General features: G+C 36.2%; 20 protein-coding genes and 1 riboswitch. Of the genes, 16 read left to right on the forward strand and 4 right to left on the reverse strand.

From position 1 onward, the window contains the following. Positions 1-47: 47 nt before the first annotated feature. From ACFOUV_RS00825 to ACFOUV_RS00860, 8 genes are all read left to right on the forward strand, one after another. Positions 48-680: a hypothetical protein gene (locus ACFOUV_RS00825; RefSeq protein ID WP_379494871.1), complete on the forward strand. Its 633-nt coding sequence runs from the start codon at positions 48-50 to the stop codon at positions 678-680. 130 nt (positions 681-810) lie between these two features. Further along, complete coding sequence (locus ACFOUV_RS00830; protein WP_379494872.1) at positions 811-1218, forward strand: hypothetical protein; 408 nt, start codon at positions 811-813, stop codon at positions 1216-1218. Between the two features lie 167 nt (positions 1219-1385). Beyond that, a complete protein-coding gene (locus ACFOUV_RS00835; RefSeq protein ID WP_379494873.1) occupies positions 1386-2219 on the forward strand; it encodes a hypothetical protein in 834 nt (277 codons plus the stop codon). Positions 2220-2306: 87 nt separating this feature from the next. Then, positions 2307-2888, forward strand: coding sequence for a GNAT family N-acetyltransferase (locus tag ACFOUV_RS00840; RefSeq protein WP_379494874.1), 582 nt, complete (start codon positions 2307-2309; stop codon positions 2886-2888). A gap of 122 nt (positions 2889-3010) precedes the next feature. Beyond that, positions 3011-3313 (forward strand): DNA-binding protein, encoded by a 303-nt coding sequence (locus ACFOUV_RS00845; protein ID WP_379494875.1) that lies wholly within the window; start codon positions 3011-3013, stop codon positions 3311-3313. Between the two features lie 92 nt (positions 3314-3405). After that, on the forward strand, positions 3406-3606 hold the full coding sequence (locus tag ACFOUV_RS00850) for a damage-inducible protein DinB (RefSeq protein ID WP_379494876.1): 201 nt from the start codon (positions 3406-3408) through the stop codon (positions 3604-3606). 59 nt (positions 3607-3665) lie between these two features. After that, complete coding sequence (locus tag ACFOUV_RS00855; RefSeq protein ID WP_379494877.1) at positions 3666-4034, forward strand: rhodanese-like domain-containing protein; 369 nt, start codon at positions 3666-3668, stop codon at positions 4032-4034. Positions 4035-4163: 129 nt separating this feature from the next. Beyond that, positions 4164-5834 carry a ribonuclease J gene (locus ACFOUV_RS00860; protein ID WP_379494878.1) on the forward strand — a complete coding sequence of 557 codons (1671 nt, stop codon included), beginning with the start codon at positions 4164-4166 and terminating at the stop codon, positions 5832-5834. A gap of 148 nt (positions 5835-5982) precedes the next feature. On the opposite strand, the gene ACFOUV_RS00865 is transcribed toward ACFOUV_RS00860, so the two are convergent. Both ACFOUV_RS00865 and ACFOUV_RS00870 read right to left on the reverse strand, forming a co-directional pair. Beyond that, the gene (locus ACFOUV_RS00865; protein WP_379494879.1) at positions 5983-6126 is read right to left on the reverse strand and encodes a hypothetical protein; all 144 of its coding nucleotides are present in this window, start codon (positions 6124-6126) and stop codon (positions 5983-5985) included. Between the two features lie 182 nt (positions 6127-6308). Further along, the gene (locus ACFOUV_RS00870; protein WP_379494880.1) at positions 6309-7439 is read right to left on the reverse strand and encodes a CAP domain-containing protein; all 1131 of its coding nucleotides are present in this window, start codon (positions 7437-7439) and stop codon (positions 6309-6311) included. A 210-nt stretch (positions 7440-7649) separates the two neighbouring features. Between ACFOUV_RS00870 and ACFOUV_RS00875 the strand changes: the two genes are divergently transcribed. Further along, on the forward strand, positions 7650-7772 hold the full coding sequence (locus tag ACFOUV_RS00875; protein WP_379494881.1) for a hypothetical protein: 123 nt from the start codon (positions 7650-7652) through the stop codon (positions 7770-7772). Between the two features lie 17 nt (positions 7773-7789). Continuing rightward, positions 7790-8110, forward strand: coding sequence for an iron-sulfur cluster biosynthesis family protein (locus ACFOUV_RS00880; RefSeq protein WP_379494882.1), 321 nt, complete (start codon positions 7790-7792; stop codon positions 8108-8110). 167 nt (positions 8111-8277) lie between these two features. Here ACFOUV_RS00880 and ACFOUV_RS00885 read toward each other — a convergent pair whose 3' ends face one another. Further along, entirely contained in the window at positions 8278-8946 is a 669-nt protein-coding gene (locus ACFOUV_RS00885; RefSeq protein ID WP_379494883.1) for a GntR family transcriptional regulator, read from the reverse strand. Positions 8947-9332: 386 nt separating this feature from the next. Here ACFOUV_RS00885 and ACFOUV_RS00890 point away from each other — a divergent pair, with 386 nt between their 5' ends. The 5 genes from ACFOUV_RS00890 to ACFOUV_RS00910 all read left to right on the forward strand — a co-directional run bounded on the left by ACFOUV_RS00890 (position 9333) and on the right by ACFOUV_RS00910 (position 15444). Next, positions 9333-10349: a zinc-binding alcohol dehydrogenase family protein gene (locus ACFOUV_RS00890; RefSeq protein ID WP_379494884.1), complete on the forward strand. Its 1017-nt coding sequence runs from the start codon at positions 9333-9335 to the stop codon at positions 10347-10349. Between the two features lie 91 nt (positions 10350-10440). Beyond that, entirely contained in the window at positions 10441-11793 is a 1353-nt protein-coding gene (locus ACFOUV_RS00895) for a gluconate:H+ symporter (RefSeq protein WP_379494885.1), read from the forward strand. A gap of 412 nt (positions 11794-12205) precedes the next feature. Then, positions 12206-12317, forward strand: a riboswitch (SAM riboswitch). Between the two features lie 86 nt (positions 12318-12403). Further along, complete coding sequence (locus tag ACFOUV_RS00900) at positions 12404-13222, forward strand: MetQ/NlpA family ABC transporter substrate-binding protein (protein ID WP_379494886.1); 819 nt, start codon at positions 12404-12406, stop codon at positions 13220-13222. Between the two features lie 121 nt (positions 13223-13343). Further along, entirely contained in the window at positions 13344-14120 is a 777-nt protein-coding gene (locus ACFOUV_RS00905; RefSeq protein ID WP_379494887.1) for an enoyl-CoA hydratase/isomerase family protein, read from the forward strand. Between the two features lie 106 nt (positions 14121-14226). After that, positions 14227-15444: a CaiB/BaiF CoA transferase family protein gene (locus ACFOUV_RS00910; protein ID WP_379494888.1), complete on the forward strand. Its 1218-nt coding sequence runs from the start codon at positions 14227-14229 to the stop codon at positions 15442-15444. A 108-nt stretch (positions 15445-15552) separates the two neighbouring features. Here ACFOUV_RS00910 and ACFOUV_RS00915 read toward each other — a convergent pair whose 3' ends face one another. Continuing rightward, positions 15553-15837, reverse strand: coding sequence for a hypothetical protein (locus ACFOUV_RS00915; RefSeq protein ID WP_379494889.1), 285 nt, complete (start codon positions 15835-15837; stop codon positions 15553-15555). 426 nt (positions 15838-16263) lie between these two features. Between ACFOUV_RS00915 and ACFOUV_RS00920 the strand changes: the two genes are divergently transcribed. Continuing rightward, the gene (locus ACFOUV_RS00920; protein WP_379494890.1) at positions 16264-16473 is read left to right on the forward strand and encodes a hypothetical protein; all 210 of its coding nucleotides are present in this window, start codon (positions 16264-16266) and stop codon (positions 16471-16473) included. Positions 16474-16589 lie beyond the last annotated feature (116 nt).

Genomic DNA, 16589 nt, shown 5'->3' on the forward strand with positions numbered 1-16589 from the left:
TTCTTGAAGTTAAATGTTATGAGTATTCTGTATGCTTTTTTGTTATTATGCCTATTGAACTTATGTTAAATGTATATAGAATCAGCAGACTAACCAATTGGGAAATTGGTACGGTAAATATTTTCACTGGTGTAATAGTCATTGTTGATATTATAGGTGGTACAATATTACTCTTCTTCTTAACGAAAAAGTGGTTGGATGGGCGAAAGGCAAACTTTTGGACAGTCATCCTGTGGGTACTATACTTTGTTCTTTTTATTTATGTATTCGCATCTTTATTTCCGATAACTAATGGTGGAGATGACCCCAATCCTGTTACTGGTCTTTTAGCATTAGGTGGACTGGTCGTTTATCCATTTTATATATTAATTCTTAATTTTGTAGGTATGGAGGGGATAATTAATTCTTGTAGTAAAGTGGCGGGATTGTTAATTGATTCGGTGAAGGGAGGTTCAAGAATGGAAGTAATTTTAATTAGTATCTTTTCAGCTATAATAATTTTTATTACTGTTTATTCTATAATTAAGGTACTAAATATCGCCTATAAAAGAAAAGAAATCACGCTTTGGAAATTAAGGGTTTTGGTAACTACTTCTATTGTAATTGGTTTATTGATAGCTTCATCTTTGCCCTTTGGTTACCAAAAATTATTTGATACATTTCTCCAACCCCTTTTGTAATGTTGATGGTAGAAATTAACGTAATTGGTGCGGAAACAAAGAAGTCATTCATTTACTGTGATGAACAATAATTGAATAAAAAATTTTGAGGGATGTGAGATAAATCGCATATGATGTACGATCACAAAGAATGTCGATTTTTGTTTTTTTCTTTAGCGTAACCTTATGGAATGTATTAGCAGATTATTATGGAGGCATTTTACCTCTATTCTCATCTATTTTATTATTAGTTATACTATTAGCTTCTTTTCGGTTTAAATTTATAATCCACCCTGATCATTTAGTATATCAAATATTATTATTTAATAAATCTGTTATCAAAAGGGAAATTTATCCTGAACAAATAAATCAAGTGAAATTTATGCGAGTTGGTTGGGCTAAAAAAGCTGCAATTATAAAAGTAAATAAAGGGATCAATATTAGGTTAGCTGTGCTCGAACCGCAAAAAGCATATGATCATTTAATTGAGTATGCAGAAATACACGATATAACGATATTTAAATCAAAGGACTATTTAATCCTGGAAAGAATGAAATAGAAATTGTTATTCAAGTAGGGACAGGTTAATACAATAGGAATATCGTAAATATGGCTAATTTTATTCAGCTTAACTGGCAGGATTGTTCAACAAGTGAAACTTCACATCTTTTTAACCGTAGTAATAAATGTAAGCGTTTAGAAGTATTGATTGTTAGGAGGAGTTTTATGGAAACCAAGAAAGTGTTTTTAAGTATCTTTATTGTATTTTTCTTTATCTTGACCGCTTGTTCGAATAATGATGTTAGTGAACATATATCCTCAGTACAAGATGCAAGTGATAAAGCTACTCAGCTTGGAAACGGGAAATTTTCATATGTTAATGTCGTAGAAAACGAGAATGAAGAACAAACGAAAGAAACAGAAGGGGTTTTTGTTGATCAAGATGATTATATTGATTGGCATACAGAGTTGGTTTTAGGAGATGGGAATAATAAAACGCTCACCGAGATTATTCAAAAAGATAAAAAGCAATACCAGCGTTTTAGTAGAATAAACGGGGATGATCAATTTATTGGTAGCGATAATGAGGTATTAACAGAAGAACCTGAATGGCAAATAATTAATGAGGATGCAACGGGATACCCTGATTATCTGCAATCATTTATGAATCTAGAACTGAATGCGGATGATATTGAAAAGATAGAGAAAAAAGAGGAAAACCATTTAACGATTTACGAGATTGCTTACAATGACTCTTACCTATCATCTTTAAAGCGGGACAATATTGCTGAAATAAATGAACAGTTGGACAAGGCGAAACAAGAAGATGCTGATCCTAACGTAATAAGTTCTTTAGAAAATTCTTTATCTTATAATGAGAACATAACCTATAATAGCATAAATTTGATTTTAACAGTGGATGACACAGGAGTGTTGAATAGAAAAGAATTACATAGTAGTTTTGAACAAACGGTTAACGGTTCATCAAAAAATATACAAATGACGGATCGATTAGAAATTTTAGAATATAACGGGACAGATATAATAATTGAACTTTAATTCTTGAAAGAAATTAAAGTATTAATTTAAAGTAACGGGTGGAAATAGCAGGTTACTAAAAAAGTAACCTAAAAGGAGGAGAGATATATGAACATAGATTCTGATGCATTTCCCGTACTTGAGACTAAAAGATTAGTATTAAGAAAGATTACAAATGAGGATGCAAACAGCATTTTGAATTACCTTTCTGATGAAGAAGTAATGAAGCATTATGGATTAGAGCCTTTTAATTCAATAAACGATGCCTTGGATGAGATTTCATGGTATCAGTCAATTCAAAAAAACAAAACAGGTATTCGATGGGGAATTACGTTAAAAGAGGAAGGAATTGTTATTGGCAGTTGTGGTTTCCATAACAATGTTTCTCAGCATTTTCGTACAGAAATAGGCTTTGAATTGAGTAAAGAGCAGTGGGGGAAAGGCATAGCTGCAGAAGCGGTTAAAGCTATAATAAGTTACGGATATGAACATATGAATTTCATGCGGATAGAAGCATTAATAGAGCCCCCTAATCGACCGTCACAAAAGTTAGTAGAAAAATTGGGTTTTATCAGAGAAGGATTACTAAGGAATTATGAGTTTACATGTGGTAAATTTGATGATTTGTATATGTATTCTTTGTTGAAGCAAGACTTTGATAAATGTTTCACTCATAAAGCAGATGAGTAAACGACAAGAGAAACTTACAATAGAAATTCGAGTTTTCTAGAGTGAGTTAGCACCTGGTCAAGCAAGAAAGGCATAATTTATCGGTGTGAAAGAATGAATATATCTTTAGAGGAGTGAAAAGTATGGAATGGGATTTTATTTGGATAGCAATAGGAATTTCCTTAGCAGGTTATTTTATTGGAGAGGGATTGAAGAATTTTAAAAATCCCAAGGCAACAGGTCTTATAGGTTCTTTAGATGATGATGAGGATGATGAACACGAACTAATAAAAGAAAACGAAGTACATTATTTTATAGGTATATCAAAAGAAGATGTAAGTTCTTTAATTCAAGAGCATGCAGACATCCCACACATTATTATAAATAACAACATATACTACCCAAAAGCAAAATTGCGACAATGGTTATTAAATTTAGAAAAGTAAATTTTAGATTAACAAGCAGAGAAAGAACCACGTTAATATTTTAAAAAAAGCCACTTATTAATTAATAATCGAATAAATCAGGAGGCGAGTAGATGAATTTATCTGTTTTTAAAGATAGTAAATTTACGATTGGAATGATTTTTTCGTTTGTATTAACTCTTATAGCAGTTATAACTGCAGCTACTATAGAAAATAAAAATTGGGTTATATTTATTGTTCTTTCATACATCATATTATTTTTTAGTATTCAAAGAGTAGATAAATTATATAGGGAAAAAGGAAATGAGAGCTAGACCCAGCTTAAGGGTTTGGCTTTTTTTATGTCCACAGTTTGTTTAATATGTAATTATTAGTGGCACTCAATCATCTATACGGAAGATATAAAGAAGTAAAAGTTTCACAAGTTCGAGAATTGGTTGAAACGAGTTCTTTTATTATTAATGCAAGAGAAAAAGGTGAGTATCGTTCAGGACATCTAAAAAATGCAGTAAATATCCCCTTAAGTGAATTTAGAGAGCGCCTGGAGGAAATTCCAAAGGATCAACTGGTTTATATTCATTGTCGTTCAGGCCAACGCAGTTATAATATCGTCATAGTTCTGGAAAACTTAGGATATGCCAATGTGTTTAATATTTCTGGTTCATTTTTAGGTATATGCCTCTATGAATACTACAATGATGTCGTTACTAGAAGGGAAAAGCTTGTATCGGGAAATTCTTAATAATCTATGCGCACGCCAATTTCTCCTCCTATTCGTCACGAGCAGTTTCCTCTGCGTCACCCTCCCCACTAATAAATGGAAACCAAAAGGGCATACTACGGTTAAAATTTAAAGTGGGAGGACAAAAAAATGAATACAAGGGAGAATATCCTTTCTATCTTCGCCTTAGGTGGCTTACATGAAATCGGTAAAAATATGTATGCAATTGAATATTCAAATGATATCGTGATTATCGACTGTGGAAATAAATTTCCTGATGAAAGTTTATTGGGAGTCGATTTGATTATTCCGGATTATGCTTACTTAGTAGAAAATAAGGATAAAGTAAGGGCTTTAATTGTCACACATGGCCATGAAGATCATATCGGGGGGATTCCGTTCTTCTTAAAAACGTTGAATGTACCTGTTTATGCCACTCGCTTCACTCTAGGATTAATTGAATTAAAATTGAAAGAGCATAAACTTCTAAGAGAGAGCGAACTTATTGAAATTAACTCGAATTCAAATTTAACCATTGGAGAAATAACTGTAAACTTTTTCAAAGTGAACCACAGTATTCCGGATTGCTTGGGAATGGTTTTGCGCACACCACAAGGTAATATTGTACATACAGGGGATTTTAAATTCGATTTAACCCCTGCGAATAATGAGCATTCGGACATTCAAAAAATGGCCGAAATTGGTAAAGAAGGGGTCTTGCTTCTATTGTCCGAGAGTACCAATGCGGAACGTCCAGGGTGGACCCCATCTGAACAAATGGTAGGGGAACATCTAGACGCAGCATTCATGAAAGCCGAACGCAAGATTATTATTTCTACCTTTGCTTCTAATATTAGCCGTGTGCAACAGGTCGTGCATGCAGCACAAAAAATGAATCGTAAACTTGCGTTGCTCGGAAGAAGTATGGTTAATGTCGTAGCGGTCGCTATGGATCGTGGTTATTTAACGGTTCCGGATGGGATGTTAATTGAACCCCATGAAATTAATAAAATGGATCCCGAAAAAGTTGCTATTTTATGCACGGGTAGTCAAGGAGAACAAATGGCTGCTCTTGCTCGCTTGTCCACTGGAGATTTCCGTGGTGTTGACATTTTATCAGGAGATACGGTTATCTTTGCGGCAGGTCCAATACCTGGGAATGAGAAAAATGTCACGAGTATTGTCGACAACTTATTTGCGCTCGGGGCAAAAGTGATTTATGGATCCGGGAGTTCGTCGGGAATGCATGTTTCTGGTCATGGTTATCAAGAAGATATCAAACTGATGCTTACATTAATGAAACCAACCTATTTAATTCCTATTCATGGAGAATACAGGATGCTGCATCATCATCGAATGCTCGCTGAATCTGTTGGCGTTGAGCAAGAAAATACTTTTATTATGAGTAATGGGGATGTCGTTGATATTGAAGATTCCATTGCCCGTCAAACTCGGAAAATAGACGCGGGGAATACGTATGTAGATGGTGGAGATGTAGGCAATGTAGGGGAATTTGTATTACGGGACCGCAAACAGCTGTCAGAGGATGGAATGCTCATGATTATTTTAACGATGAATAAAGCTGATGGAAAAATCATTTCTGAACCGGAGACGATTTCTCGTGGTTTTTTGGATCGTGATTTCGCGGAACTTCGAAAAGATATTAATCGAATCACTTTAAAAACGGTTAACGAGCTACATGAAGCAAATAAATATAATAGGAATGGAATGAAAAAACAAATCAAAAAAGCCGTACGACAATATGCTTATTCTCAAACGAAGAAAAAGCCCATGATTGTTCCGATATTTATTGAAATTTAAATGAGGAAATCTCCTTTGCTTATTTGAGAAATTTTATATCCACTTAAAAACCCCACCTATTTATGATTATAAACAAGTGGGGTTTCTATTTAACGTCGATCTCTGCATCTAAATCTAATGGAGTTTCCGTTTTTTACACTTCCTTTTCTTAAACAGCCAATTTACTGTACTCGCTAATCTGGTCTTCCGTCAATTCCTGTACAAAATGATAAAAGTTAACAGATTCCATACCATACCTTTCACAAATAGACAAGTAACCACGATATGCTGTCAAACACATATTTTCCATCATTTCTCCTCCTTTTGTTATATAACAGTTGTTATATTGTTTAATATAATATATAACAGTTATCGTTCTCTGTCAATAGTTATTTTTAGAATTTTAGAAACAGGAAAATAACAATGAAAAGCATTGCAAAAGTAAGTGACCGAACAGCTCTAGGAACTGTTCGGTCTTTTAGAAGTAATTTACAACTACTTCGTCAAAAAATTCTCCGTATAATATGGTCTTGAATCTGAATCGAATGAAACACCAACAGCAAGTGTTTCATAACCTTCTTTCAATATGTTTTCTCTATGACCGAGCGAGTTCATTAAGCCTTCATGGGCAAAAATACTGCTTGGCTGACCGGCAGCAAGATTTTCTCCGGCTGTACGGAAGACAATATCATCTTCTGCCATTCGGTCAAATGGTGATTGCCCTTCCAGATTTGTGTGACTGAAATAGTTGTTTTCAGCCATATCTGAGCTGTGGTCCTGAGCTGTTTCTCGTAATGGCTCGTTCCAGTCCAACACGGAAAGTCCGTGATTCACTCTTACGGCATTTGTTAAATCGAATAATTGATATTCCAATCCCTCGTTTAACGCTTCACTAGGCTCGGGATAGTATGCGTCTTTTTGGTTTTCGAGTTCACCACTAATGATCTGAATCGCTGTTACCGTACTGTTCTCATGCTTGTCATAAAAAATAGTTACATAATTGTTATCGATATGAAATGTATCATATTCTTCATTGGCTTGAATTTGGATATTGATGAACCCTTTACGTATTGATTGAAGTGGTTCACCTAGTACAGATAGTACAGACTCCCTTGTACTGTCGTAGGTAATTCCATCGGTAGAGGATAATAAGTCTTGATTGGTGTATAAGCCGGTAACTTTATCCTGCTCATCATAAGCAGCCATGAAAAAGTTGTGATAATTATCATGATAGGTCATCCACTCAACCCCATATTCATTCATGGAGGAGCGCTCTGGAGCACCTGTATGTTGCTCCAGCTCGGAACGTTCATCACCAATTTCAGCATTGTGGATTGAAAACGATTGGTCCTCTGGAGCCTCTAATGGAGGTTTTTCAGGATCAGGTTGTGAAGGCTGTTCGTTATCCTTTTTATCCTCTGTTATCGTACCAATAAATGATTGAATCTCTTGATTTATCGTATTTAACACAGCAATCACATTTGGATGTTGTCTAATTTCATTGACATCTGTTCGAATTTCTTCATAAACTCCCGTAAAACCGGAATCCTGGAAATCCTCTCCATAAAAATGCCAAAGAGTTCCTGCTATTAGCAACAAAACGATGATATTTCTTAATTTTGGCATATGTTCCCACCCTGTCGTACTTCTAATTCATCTATTGTAGCAAGTATCATCAGTATGAACAAATATGAGAAAGGTAGTAGTATTTTGAGACTTACGTAATAAAAGTAGAATTTCATATGTTTTCTGGCCGAAATGCAATTGTGTATAATGAAAGTATGATTACATCGATACCATTTGTTAGTTGAAAACAGATATGGGAGGTTAAAGCAATTGGAAAACAAAACGTTCTTCATTCTTATGATTTCTATACTATTCGGTGTTGCAGGGATGCTTGATATCAAGTATAAAGGCTTATTTTATCGTCAAGTGCAGAAAGTATTCAAGACCAATTGAAACAAGAAAGGGGAAACATGATGAAAATAGACATCCGCGATAAAGCAGTAGAAGAATTGTCCCAAATTACATTCCAAGAAGATGAAGGAATACGAATTCTGGCTGAGTTTGTAGGTACTTGTTCCATTGCAACGGACATCGAATTGTCTGTTGCAAAAGCGAAAGAAGATGATTTCGTACTTGTAGAAAAGGGGATTAACTTCTTTGTGCCAAAAGGGTCGGTAGCGTCTTTACCGGAAGAAATCATTTTAGATTTTAAAAATGGGATGGGATTTAAAATTTCATCTAAAGAGGAAACATTAGGGTATAATTTTAAGCTGAATAATCATAGAAGGTAAGGCCACTTTTATTGAATAGATGTGGCAGGCGACAGAGAAATAATAAGATTTTTCAAAATAAAGTTGTCTATAAGTAGAACCTCCATGATTTCTACTTACAGGCAACTTTTATTAGAAATTAATTATGCCTTCAATGAATATTCTGCCGACCTCCAAAGATTCTCACTTTATAGATTCACTTCATCCCATCGTAATTTAGCTTCCTTTTTAATACTTTCAATGTGCTGCGTTATTGTATCAGAAAAGAAAGAAAAATTACGATCCCTTATTGCCTCATATAAACTTAGGTGATCTTTGTGCCTTTTTATAGTGCTTTCTCGTGAGGTGGAGTGGACGATCCGGGATAAGGATACATGCGTATTTAATGAAGTAAACATATCTCTAATTTTTTTATTACCTGTCCAATCTATTAAAGTTAAATGAAATTGCATATCTAACTTATTATACGATTCAAAAGGAAAGGGTGTCACTTCCAGAAATGAATCCATTTCCTGAATAATTTTCCCCCATTGTTCTATCTTGTCAGTTGGTAAGGTATTAATTATTTGCCCAGCAGCCCAGATTTCAATCATTAATCGTGCATCGAGTACTTCAATAAACTCGGTAAAATTTAATTCCGTTACATACGTACCTTTACGAGGAATGATTTCTATTAGTTCATCATAAACAAGTTGGTTTATTGCATCCTTTACAGGCGAGCGACTCACACCGAATTCATCTGCCAACTTTTGAATATCTAACTTATTACCAGGCAAGTATTCTCCAGAAATAATTTTACCACGCAGCACCTCATATACTTGCTTTGTTAAAAGAGAAGTTTCAATTTTAATCATCATTTAATTCCCCTTTGTTCTATTTTCAATTGTACATTTTCAGTATAATCTACTATCGGATTACCATTTATTATATAGGGCTTTCAATAAAAAGAAAACTCTAATTTTTTTAAAAATAAAAGTATTTGACTCCTAATAATTATTATTGTATCCTAATAAAAGTGTTGTGTGAAATGTAACATGTTACATTTCACGTAAGCGGTTTCCATTTAAAAGCTTTTCTATTTACCCTCACCATATGCTCAATAGATTATAAATTAACGTGCTAAAGATGGTAGGGTCATAACAACATAAGTCAAAGATTTAAATATTTCTATCTACAAGATTTTCTTTGTTATGTAAATGAAAGGGATTACAAGTTTGTTGCAAACTTAAAAGGAGTGGACAAGATGAAGGCAGTACAGATTCCAGAAGCAAATAAGATTGAGATTCTGGATATACCAGAACCAGATTTAGAACAGGCAGGTGATGTGAAAGTAAAGATAAGAAGTGTGGGCATCTGTGGTTCAGATATGCATATCTATCATGGTACTAACCCTCTCGCGACATATCCAAGAATCGTTGGACATGAAGTAACTGGAGAAATAGTGGAAATTGGTTCGGAAGTAAATCATGTAGCGGTTGGTGATCATGTCGTGATTGAACCAATTAACTATTGCGGCGAGTGCTATGCATGCAAAAGTGGAAGACCAAACGTATGTAAAGAAGTTTCTGTATTTGGTGTACATGAAGATGGTGGGATGAGAGAGTTTGTTATATTGCCAGAAAAACAAGTACATCAAGTGGCTTCTGAGATTGAATGGGACGAAGCGGTAATGGCTGAGCCTTATACAATAGGTGCCCAAGCTACATGGAGAGGGAGTGTTCAGGAGGGACAAACGGTCTTTATCCAAGGAGCAGGACCCATTGGTATTACTGTCTTAAAAATGGCTAAACTGCGTGGAGCAACTGTTATTATTTCCGATTTTACAAATGAACGTTTGGAATTTGCGAAAGATAATGGTGCCGATTTCACATTAAATCCAGCAGAAGTTGATTCTATAGCTAAAATAAATGAAATTACGAATAACGAGGGTGCAAATGTGGTCATCGATGCAGTTGGAGTTCCTCAGACATTTGAATTGGCTGTGGAGGTAGCATCACCAGCTGGAAATGTCGTAACACTTGGCTTTAATGAAACGCCTTCATCGATTGCAATGATGCATATCACTAAAAAGGAATTAACCATTACAGGTTCAAGACTACAAACCAATCAATTTTCAAAAGTAGTGGAACTGATTAATGCAAAGAAATTAACTCATAACGGCCTGGTAACGCATCGATTCCAAGTCGATCAAGTTAAAGAAGCATTTGAATTTATTGAAAAGAACCCAGATAAAGTTAGAAAAGCTGTTATAGAGTTTTAGAAACATAATTCAAACGTACTTCGTCTATTAGAATTACAAAAGTTTAGGAGAATACGAACGTTACATTTAAAGAGAAAAGGGAGAGAAAGTCATGCCATTACTTATTACTGCATTGGGTATTTTACTTCTATTAATTATGATAATGAAGTTTAAAATTAATACGTTTATTACATTGGTGGTTGTTTCATTCTTACTTGGCCTCGCACTTGGAATGCCAGTAAATGAGATTATGGGGTCCATTGAGGCTGGTCTTGGAAGCACATTGGCGAGCACAGGATTAATTTTTGGATTTGGTGCCATTCTTGGTAAATTAATCGCAGACGCAGGCGGGGCACAGCGGATTGCAATGACTTTAATTGCAAAATTTGGCGAGAAAAGAGTGCAATGGGCAGTTATTTTAACCGCATTTATTCTCGGTATAGCGCTGTTCTTTGAAGTAGGTCTAGTATTATTAATTCCTATCATTTACCAGATTGCTAAACAAACAAATATATCATTTCTATGGTTGGGTCTTCCAATGGCTACAGCATTGTCTGTAACCCATGCATTTCTACCGCCACATCCTGGTCCAACAGTTATTGCTGATCAATATGGAGCCAATATAGGAATGGTATTATTATACGGATTTATTATTGCGATTCCGACTATTCTTATTGCGGGTCCGTTATTTACGAAATATGCAAGAAAAATGGTCCCTGCAGCTTTTGAGAAAGCCGGTGAGGGAAGCATTGCGAAACTTGGTGATGCGAAACAATATAAATTGGAAGATACGCCGAGTTTTGCTATAAGTGCATTTACAGCATTATTCCCAGTTATTTTGATGGGTCTTTCAACGATCTTCACCCTTATAAAGGATACTGTCGGAATGGATGACAATTTATTCTTTGATATTATTGCGACTTTAGGAACTCCTTCCATGGTAATGCTGCTTTCTGTATTACTTTCTATTTATACGATGGGTATTGCCCGTAAGATTCCAATGACAGATCTTATGGAATCAGCGGAGAGCTCAGTAAAAGCTATTGGTATGCTATTACTAATTCTTGGTGTAAGTGGCTCACTGAAAGAAGTTTTGATGGATGGTGGAGTAGGCGATTATGTCGCTGAAGTTTTTGAAGGAAGTACCATTTCACCATTACTGCTTGCTTGGTTAATTGCAGCTATTATAAGACTAGCACAAGGATCAGCAACAGTATCAGCATTAACGACAGCAGGGTTGGTTCTACCAATGGTGGCTGATTCAGATGTTAACCTAGCATTAATGGTATTGGCTACAGGTGCTGGTAGTATTATAGCTTCTCATGTTAATGATACAGGTTTTTGGATTGTTAAAGAATCATTTGGTTTGTCGATGAAGGAAACATTTGCCACATGGACCGTCTTAGAAACGATTATCTCTGTTAGTGGTCTTGCATTTGTACTACTTTTAAGCTTGTTTGTATAGTAACTTTGTAACCGAACAGTGCCTGTCACTGCTCGGTTTTTTGATTGTTTAGGAAATTATAAAATTGTATGTTGTAGATAACGTAAATACACAGAAACAGCCACGTCCAGCTCCAGCGCCCAATGACTATTGGACTTCCCTCACCTCCGTAAGATAAGTCAACATCGGTTCGCATACGCTCACCGTGTTTCCCTCACCTCCGTAAGATAAGTCAACATCGGTTCGCATACGCTCACCGTGTTTCCCTTATCTCCTACGGCTCAGTCCAGTCCATACGTCGCTAACCGGGCGCTTACGCTTTTGTTCTTATGGAATCACAAAAGAAATGAAACAGAAAATAAAATAAGTATTGACGCAATTAGAATTATACGGTAATTTAAATAGATAGAATTGATAATCGAATAGTAAAAATCTCTTATCAAGAGTAGCTGAGGGACTGGCCCGTTGAAGCTCGGCAACCTTTATGCGTTACAGCATAGTAAGGTGCTAAATCCTGCAAAACGTAATGTTTTGAAAGATGAGAGAGGATCCCTGTAGAATTTTACAAGCCTCTCTTTCTTATAAGAGAGGCTTTTCTATTATCAGTGACTTACAACAAGGGGGAAATGCAATGAAGAAGTTAGGATTTATCTTATCGATTATTTTACTAGTTGGCGTACTTGCTGCTTGTGGAGATGATACATCTGACAGCTCTACAATAAGTGAAGATAAATTAGTTGTCGGCGTAACTGCTGGTCCACACGAGCAAATCGTAGAAGTCGCTGCTGAAGTTGCTGCTGAAAACGGACTGGATGTTGAAGTGAAGGTGTTTTCCGATTATGTGCTACCGAACTCCGCATTATCAGAAGGGGATTTGGATACGAATAGTTATCAACATGGACCTTTCTTAGATCAATTTAATGAAGATCATGAGACAGATTTAGTCCCTGTTGGTAAAACCATTCTAAATCCTATGGGTGTTTATTCGGAAACCTATGAAAGCATCGAGGATCTTCCGGATGGTGCAAAATTTGGATTACCAAATGACCCAACAAACGGTGGACGCGCACTATTTATATTAGAAGAAGCTGGGATAATTACATTAGAAGAAGGCAAAGAAGAAACAGCTTCGATTTATGATATTGTAGATAATCCGAAAAACCTGGAGTTTATCGAATTAGATGCTGCGCAAATTCCAAATCAACTAAGCGAGGTTGATGCAGCTGCAATTAATACAAATTTCGCTTTAGGGGCGGGAATAAATCCAAAAGAGAATTCTATTCTATTGGAATCAACCAACTCACCATATGTTAACTTTATTGTTGTACGTGCAGAAAATGAAAATGATCCAGTGATTGAAAAATTCGTAAATGCGTATCAATCCGATAAAGTGAAAGCATTTATCGAAGAAGAATTTCAAGGTTCAGTACTTGCAAGTTGGGATGAATAAGGATAAATAAGAAAAGAAGAATGTTGCGTATTTGGAGCAGCATTCTTTTTCGAAAGGGATTCAATCGCTCGAAAACCGACTTGCAGCACGATTGAAAAAGATTAAATTGGAGGGATTACGCATGTCACATGAACTTTATATTGAAAAGGATGGCGCGATTGCAACGATAATCATTAACCGTCCACAAAAAAAGAATTGCTTCAACCTTGCCATGTTTCAAAGGCTCGAAGAATTACTTGATGATCTGAAACAGGATGAGACAATCAAACTCTTAATTGTCCGTGGGGTGGATGAAACAGCCTTTTCCGCTGGCGCTGATATTAGTGAGTTTCTCGAAGTCCGCCTGCATGCGAAGAAAGCAAAAGCATATAATGATTTCGCACTTGGAGCCATTGAAAAACTATATCGGTTTCCGAGGCCGACGATTGCCCTTATCCAAACACTGGCAATCGGTGGTGGTCTGGAGCTTGCGAACGCATGTGATTTCCGGTTTGCAACGTCAGGCAGTAAGGTTGGCATAACCTCTGCGAACATCGGCATCGTATATAACTTAGCAAGTACAAAGCGTTTATACAATTTAATTGGCCCATCTAAAACAAAGGAATTGCTTTATACAGCAGAACTCCTCACAGCAGAAGAAGCGCAAGCCATTGGTTTAATCGACTACATATATTCTCAAGAGGAAATCGAAGGCAAAGTACTAGCATTTGCCAATCGGATTCTTAGCAAATCACCGGTTGCAAATTCTGGCATTAAGCAAGTAATCCAAGCAATTACCGATGGAGAAAACACAGAGTCCGACGCTATTTCAGATCTTATTCTTGAATCCTATAGCTCCGATGATTATACAGAAGGAATCCAAGCCTTCCTTGAAAAAAGAAAGCCAAATTTTCTATAAAGGTGATTCATGAGGACTCTTTTTTCCAAAATATCCTATCCTCCTCTTGATCACGCATTTATGAAAACTAGACAACAAGAAAATAATCATAAAGGAGTACATCAAAATGGAACAAGCATTAAAAGGCATGAAGGTAATTGATTTATCACAAGTTTTAGCAGGACCTTATTGTACGATGGTATTAGGTGATATGGGCGCAGATGTCATTAAAGTAGAGAAATATCCAAAAGGCGATGATACCCGGACAATGGGGCCCTATATTCATGAAGAAAGCTATATGTACATGATGGTCAATCGGAATAAAAGAGGAATGTGTTTAAACTTAAAAACAGAAGAAGGGCTAAATGTTTTCTATGAGCTTATCAAGGACGCTGATGTTATTGTTGAAAACTATCGACCCGGCGTAACGAAGAAGCTTGGCATTGATTATGACCATTTAAAAGTAATCAATCCAAACCTGATCTATTGCTCCATCTCTGGTTACGGGCAAACAGGACCTTATCGGAATAAAGGTGGATTTGATATTATGGCACAAGGCCTTTCCGGGTTAATTGATATGACTGGCGATAAAGAAGGAAAACCTGCTAAAGTTGGAATTGCGATTCACGATATTGCTGCAGCAGAGACTGCAATCCAGTCCATACTCACCGCTTACATTCATCGTTTAAAAGGCGGAAAAGGCCAATATATTGATATTTCTCTCGTTGACTCTGGACTCGCATGGACCGTTTGGGAGGCTGCCGCTTACTTTGGTAAAGGGGAAGTTGCACAGCGAAACGGAACGGCACACCGTGTTTCCGCTCCTTATCAAGGGTTTAAAACAAAAGACGGCTTTATCTTAATCGGTGCAGGAAATCAGAAGCTCTGGGAGAATTTATGCCGGCACGTGCTTCATAAACCGGAATGGACCCAAGAGCAGCGCTTTTTAACAAACAGTATCCGTGCGGAAAATGTAGTAGAGCTTGAGGCCGAAATTGAAAATGTACTTACAACAGAGTCAAGTGATTACTGGCTTGATTTACTAGATAAGCACGGCATTCCATCTGGACCGATCTTATCCTATGATCAAGCACTTCATAATGAACAAATCCAATCACGTGAAATGATTTTGGATTACGAGCATCCTGTTGGTGGTTCGATGAAAACACTCGGATTTCCCGCTAAGTTTTCTGCAACACCTGGGCAATTGGTAAAACCTGCCCCTCTTCTTGGACAACATAATAAAGAAATCTTAGCTGAACTCGGTTATTCAGATGAAACGGTTGAACAATTGGTTCGTGATACGATATTGAATGACAACGCGGATAAAAGCGGAATCAGGTAGTGAATATGTTGATGATACAGTCCTAATGATAAGTAAATCAAACAGTACGTGTCACTGTTTGATATGACTATAGTACCGTATTGGATTCCAGGAGTAGTGTGAGGGATTTTACTGATGTTGTTGCTCTGAAAGTTGGCGAAGCTTTTTCTCATGCTGTGCAGTTTTACTTAACATGAAATCGGTCGTTTCCTGGGTTTCAGTTAATTCAACTCGAATTCCGTCGACTTTTTTTTCTAACCGATCGAATCTCTGATCAAACTTACTTTCCAACTGTTCGAATCTGTTATCGATTTGCTCAAATTTGCTATCCATCTGTTCGAACCTATTATTCATTTGGTCTCCGTGATTTTTTAATACATTCAAAATTTCTTTTAGAATGGTTTCTTGTTCCACGTTATTCACCTCCTTGTATCACCAGTATAAATGATTTTGGGTTGGTTGAAAAGATTATTTAAAAAGTGTGAAAGTTGAATCTTTAATGGTGAAAAACCTTGTAACTTAGTGTAATAGACATTAAAATATGTTGAAAATTGGATTTCAGAGCACTACAGAGACATAAAAACCGTTCTCTTAAATAATATTTTTTTGAAATGACTAGTTCAGCATTCAAGTGCCTATACCCATAACTTTAAATTATTAAAGTGGTGGGGGAGTGGGAATTCTATTTATACGATTTAGTACGCGTTCAAGATAACGATTCGTTTGGTTGTGTAGACGCTTATGGTATAATGAAGCGCTTAGGATAATTACGACTTTCTCTTAATTGAACGGATGCTAAGAAAAGCCTCCGCCTAGGATAAAAAATGGAGGTGTAAGTGAATGGGTAAACGTTGGACAATCGGTGAGATAAATGAATTTGTAGAGAAAAATTCGGAAAGTAAGTTGCTGTCGACAGAATATCGTGGTTTTTCTCAAAAGTTACTATTTACATGTTCGTGTGGTAACCATTTCGAAAAAACATTTACGAAATTTAAAAATAAAAACCAACGTAAATGTGACGTGTGCCAACCGCCAAGACCGTCAAGATAAACGTCTCGTGAATAGATAAAGTAATTCTTTACTTAAATAAAAAATGGGAACAGGGTCTATTAAAGACCATGTGCCCGTTTTTTTATTTCAACCACCAGAAAGATTGCTGTATAGTG

The sequence above is a fragment of the Oceanobacillus longus genome, assembly GCF_042650085.1.
In the GTDB taxonomy this organism is placed as follows: domain Bacteria; phylum Bacillota; class Bacilli; order Bacillales; family Amphibacillaceae; genus Oceanobacillus; species Oceanobacillus longus.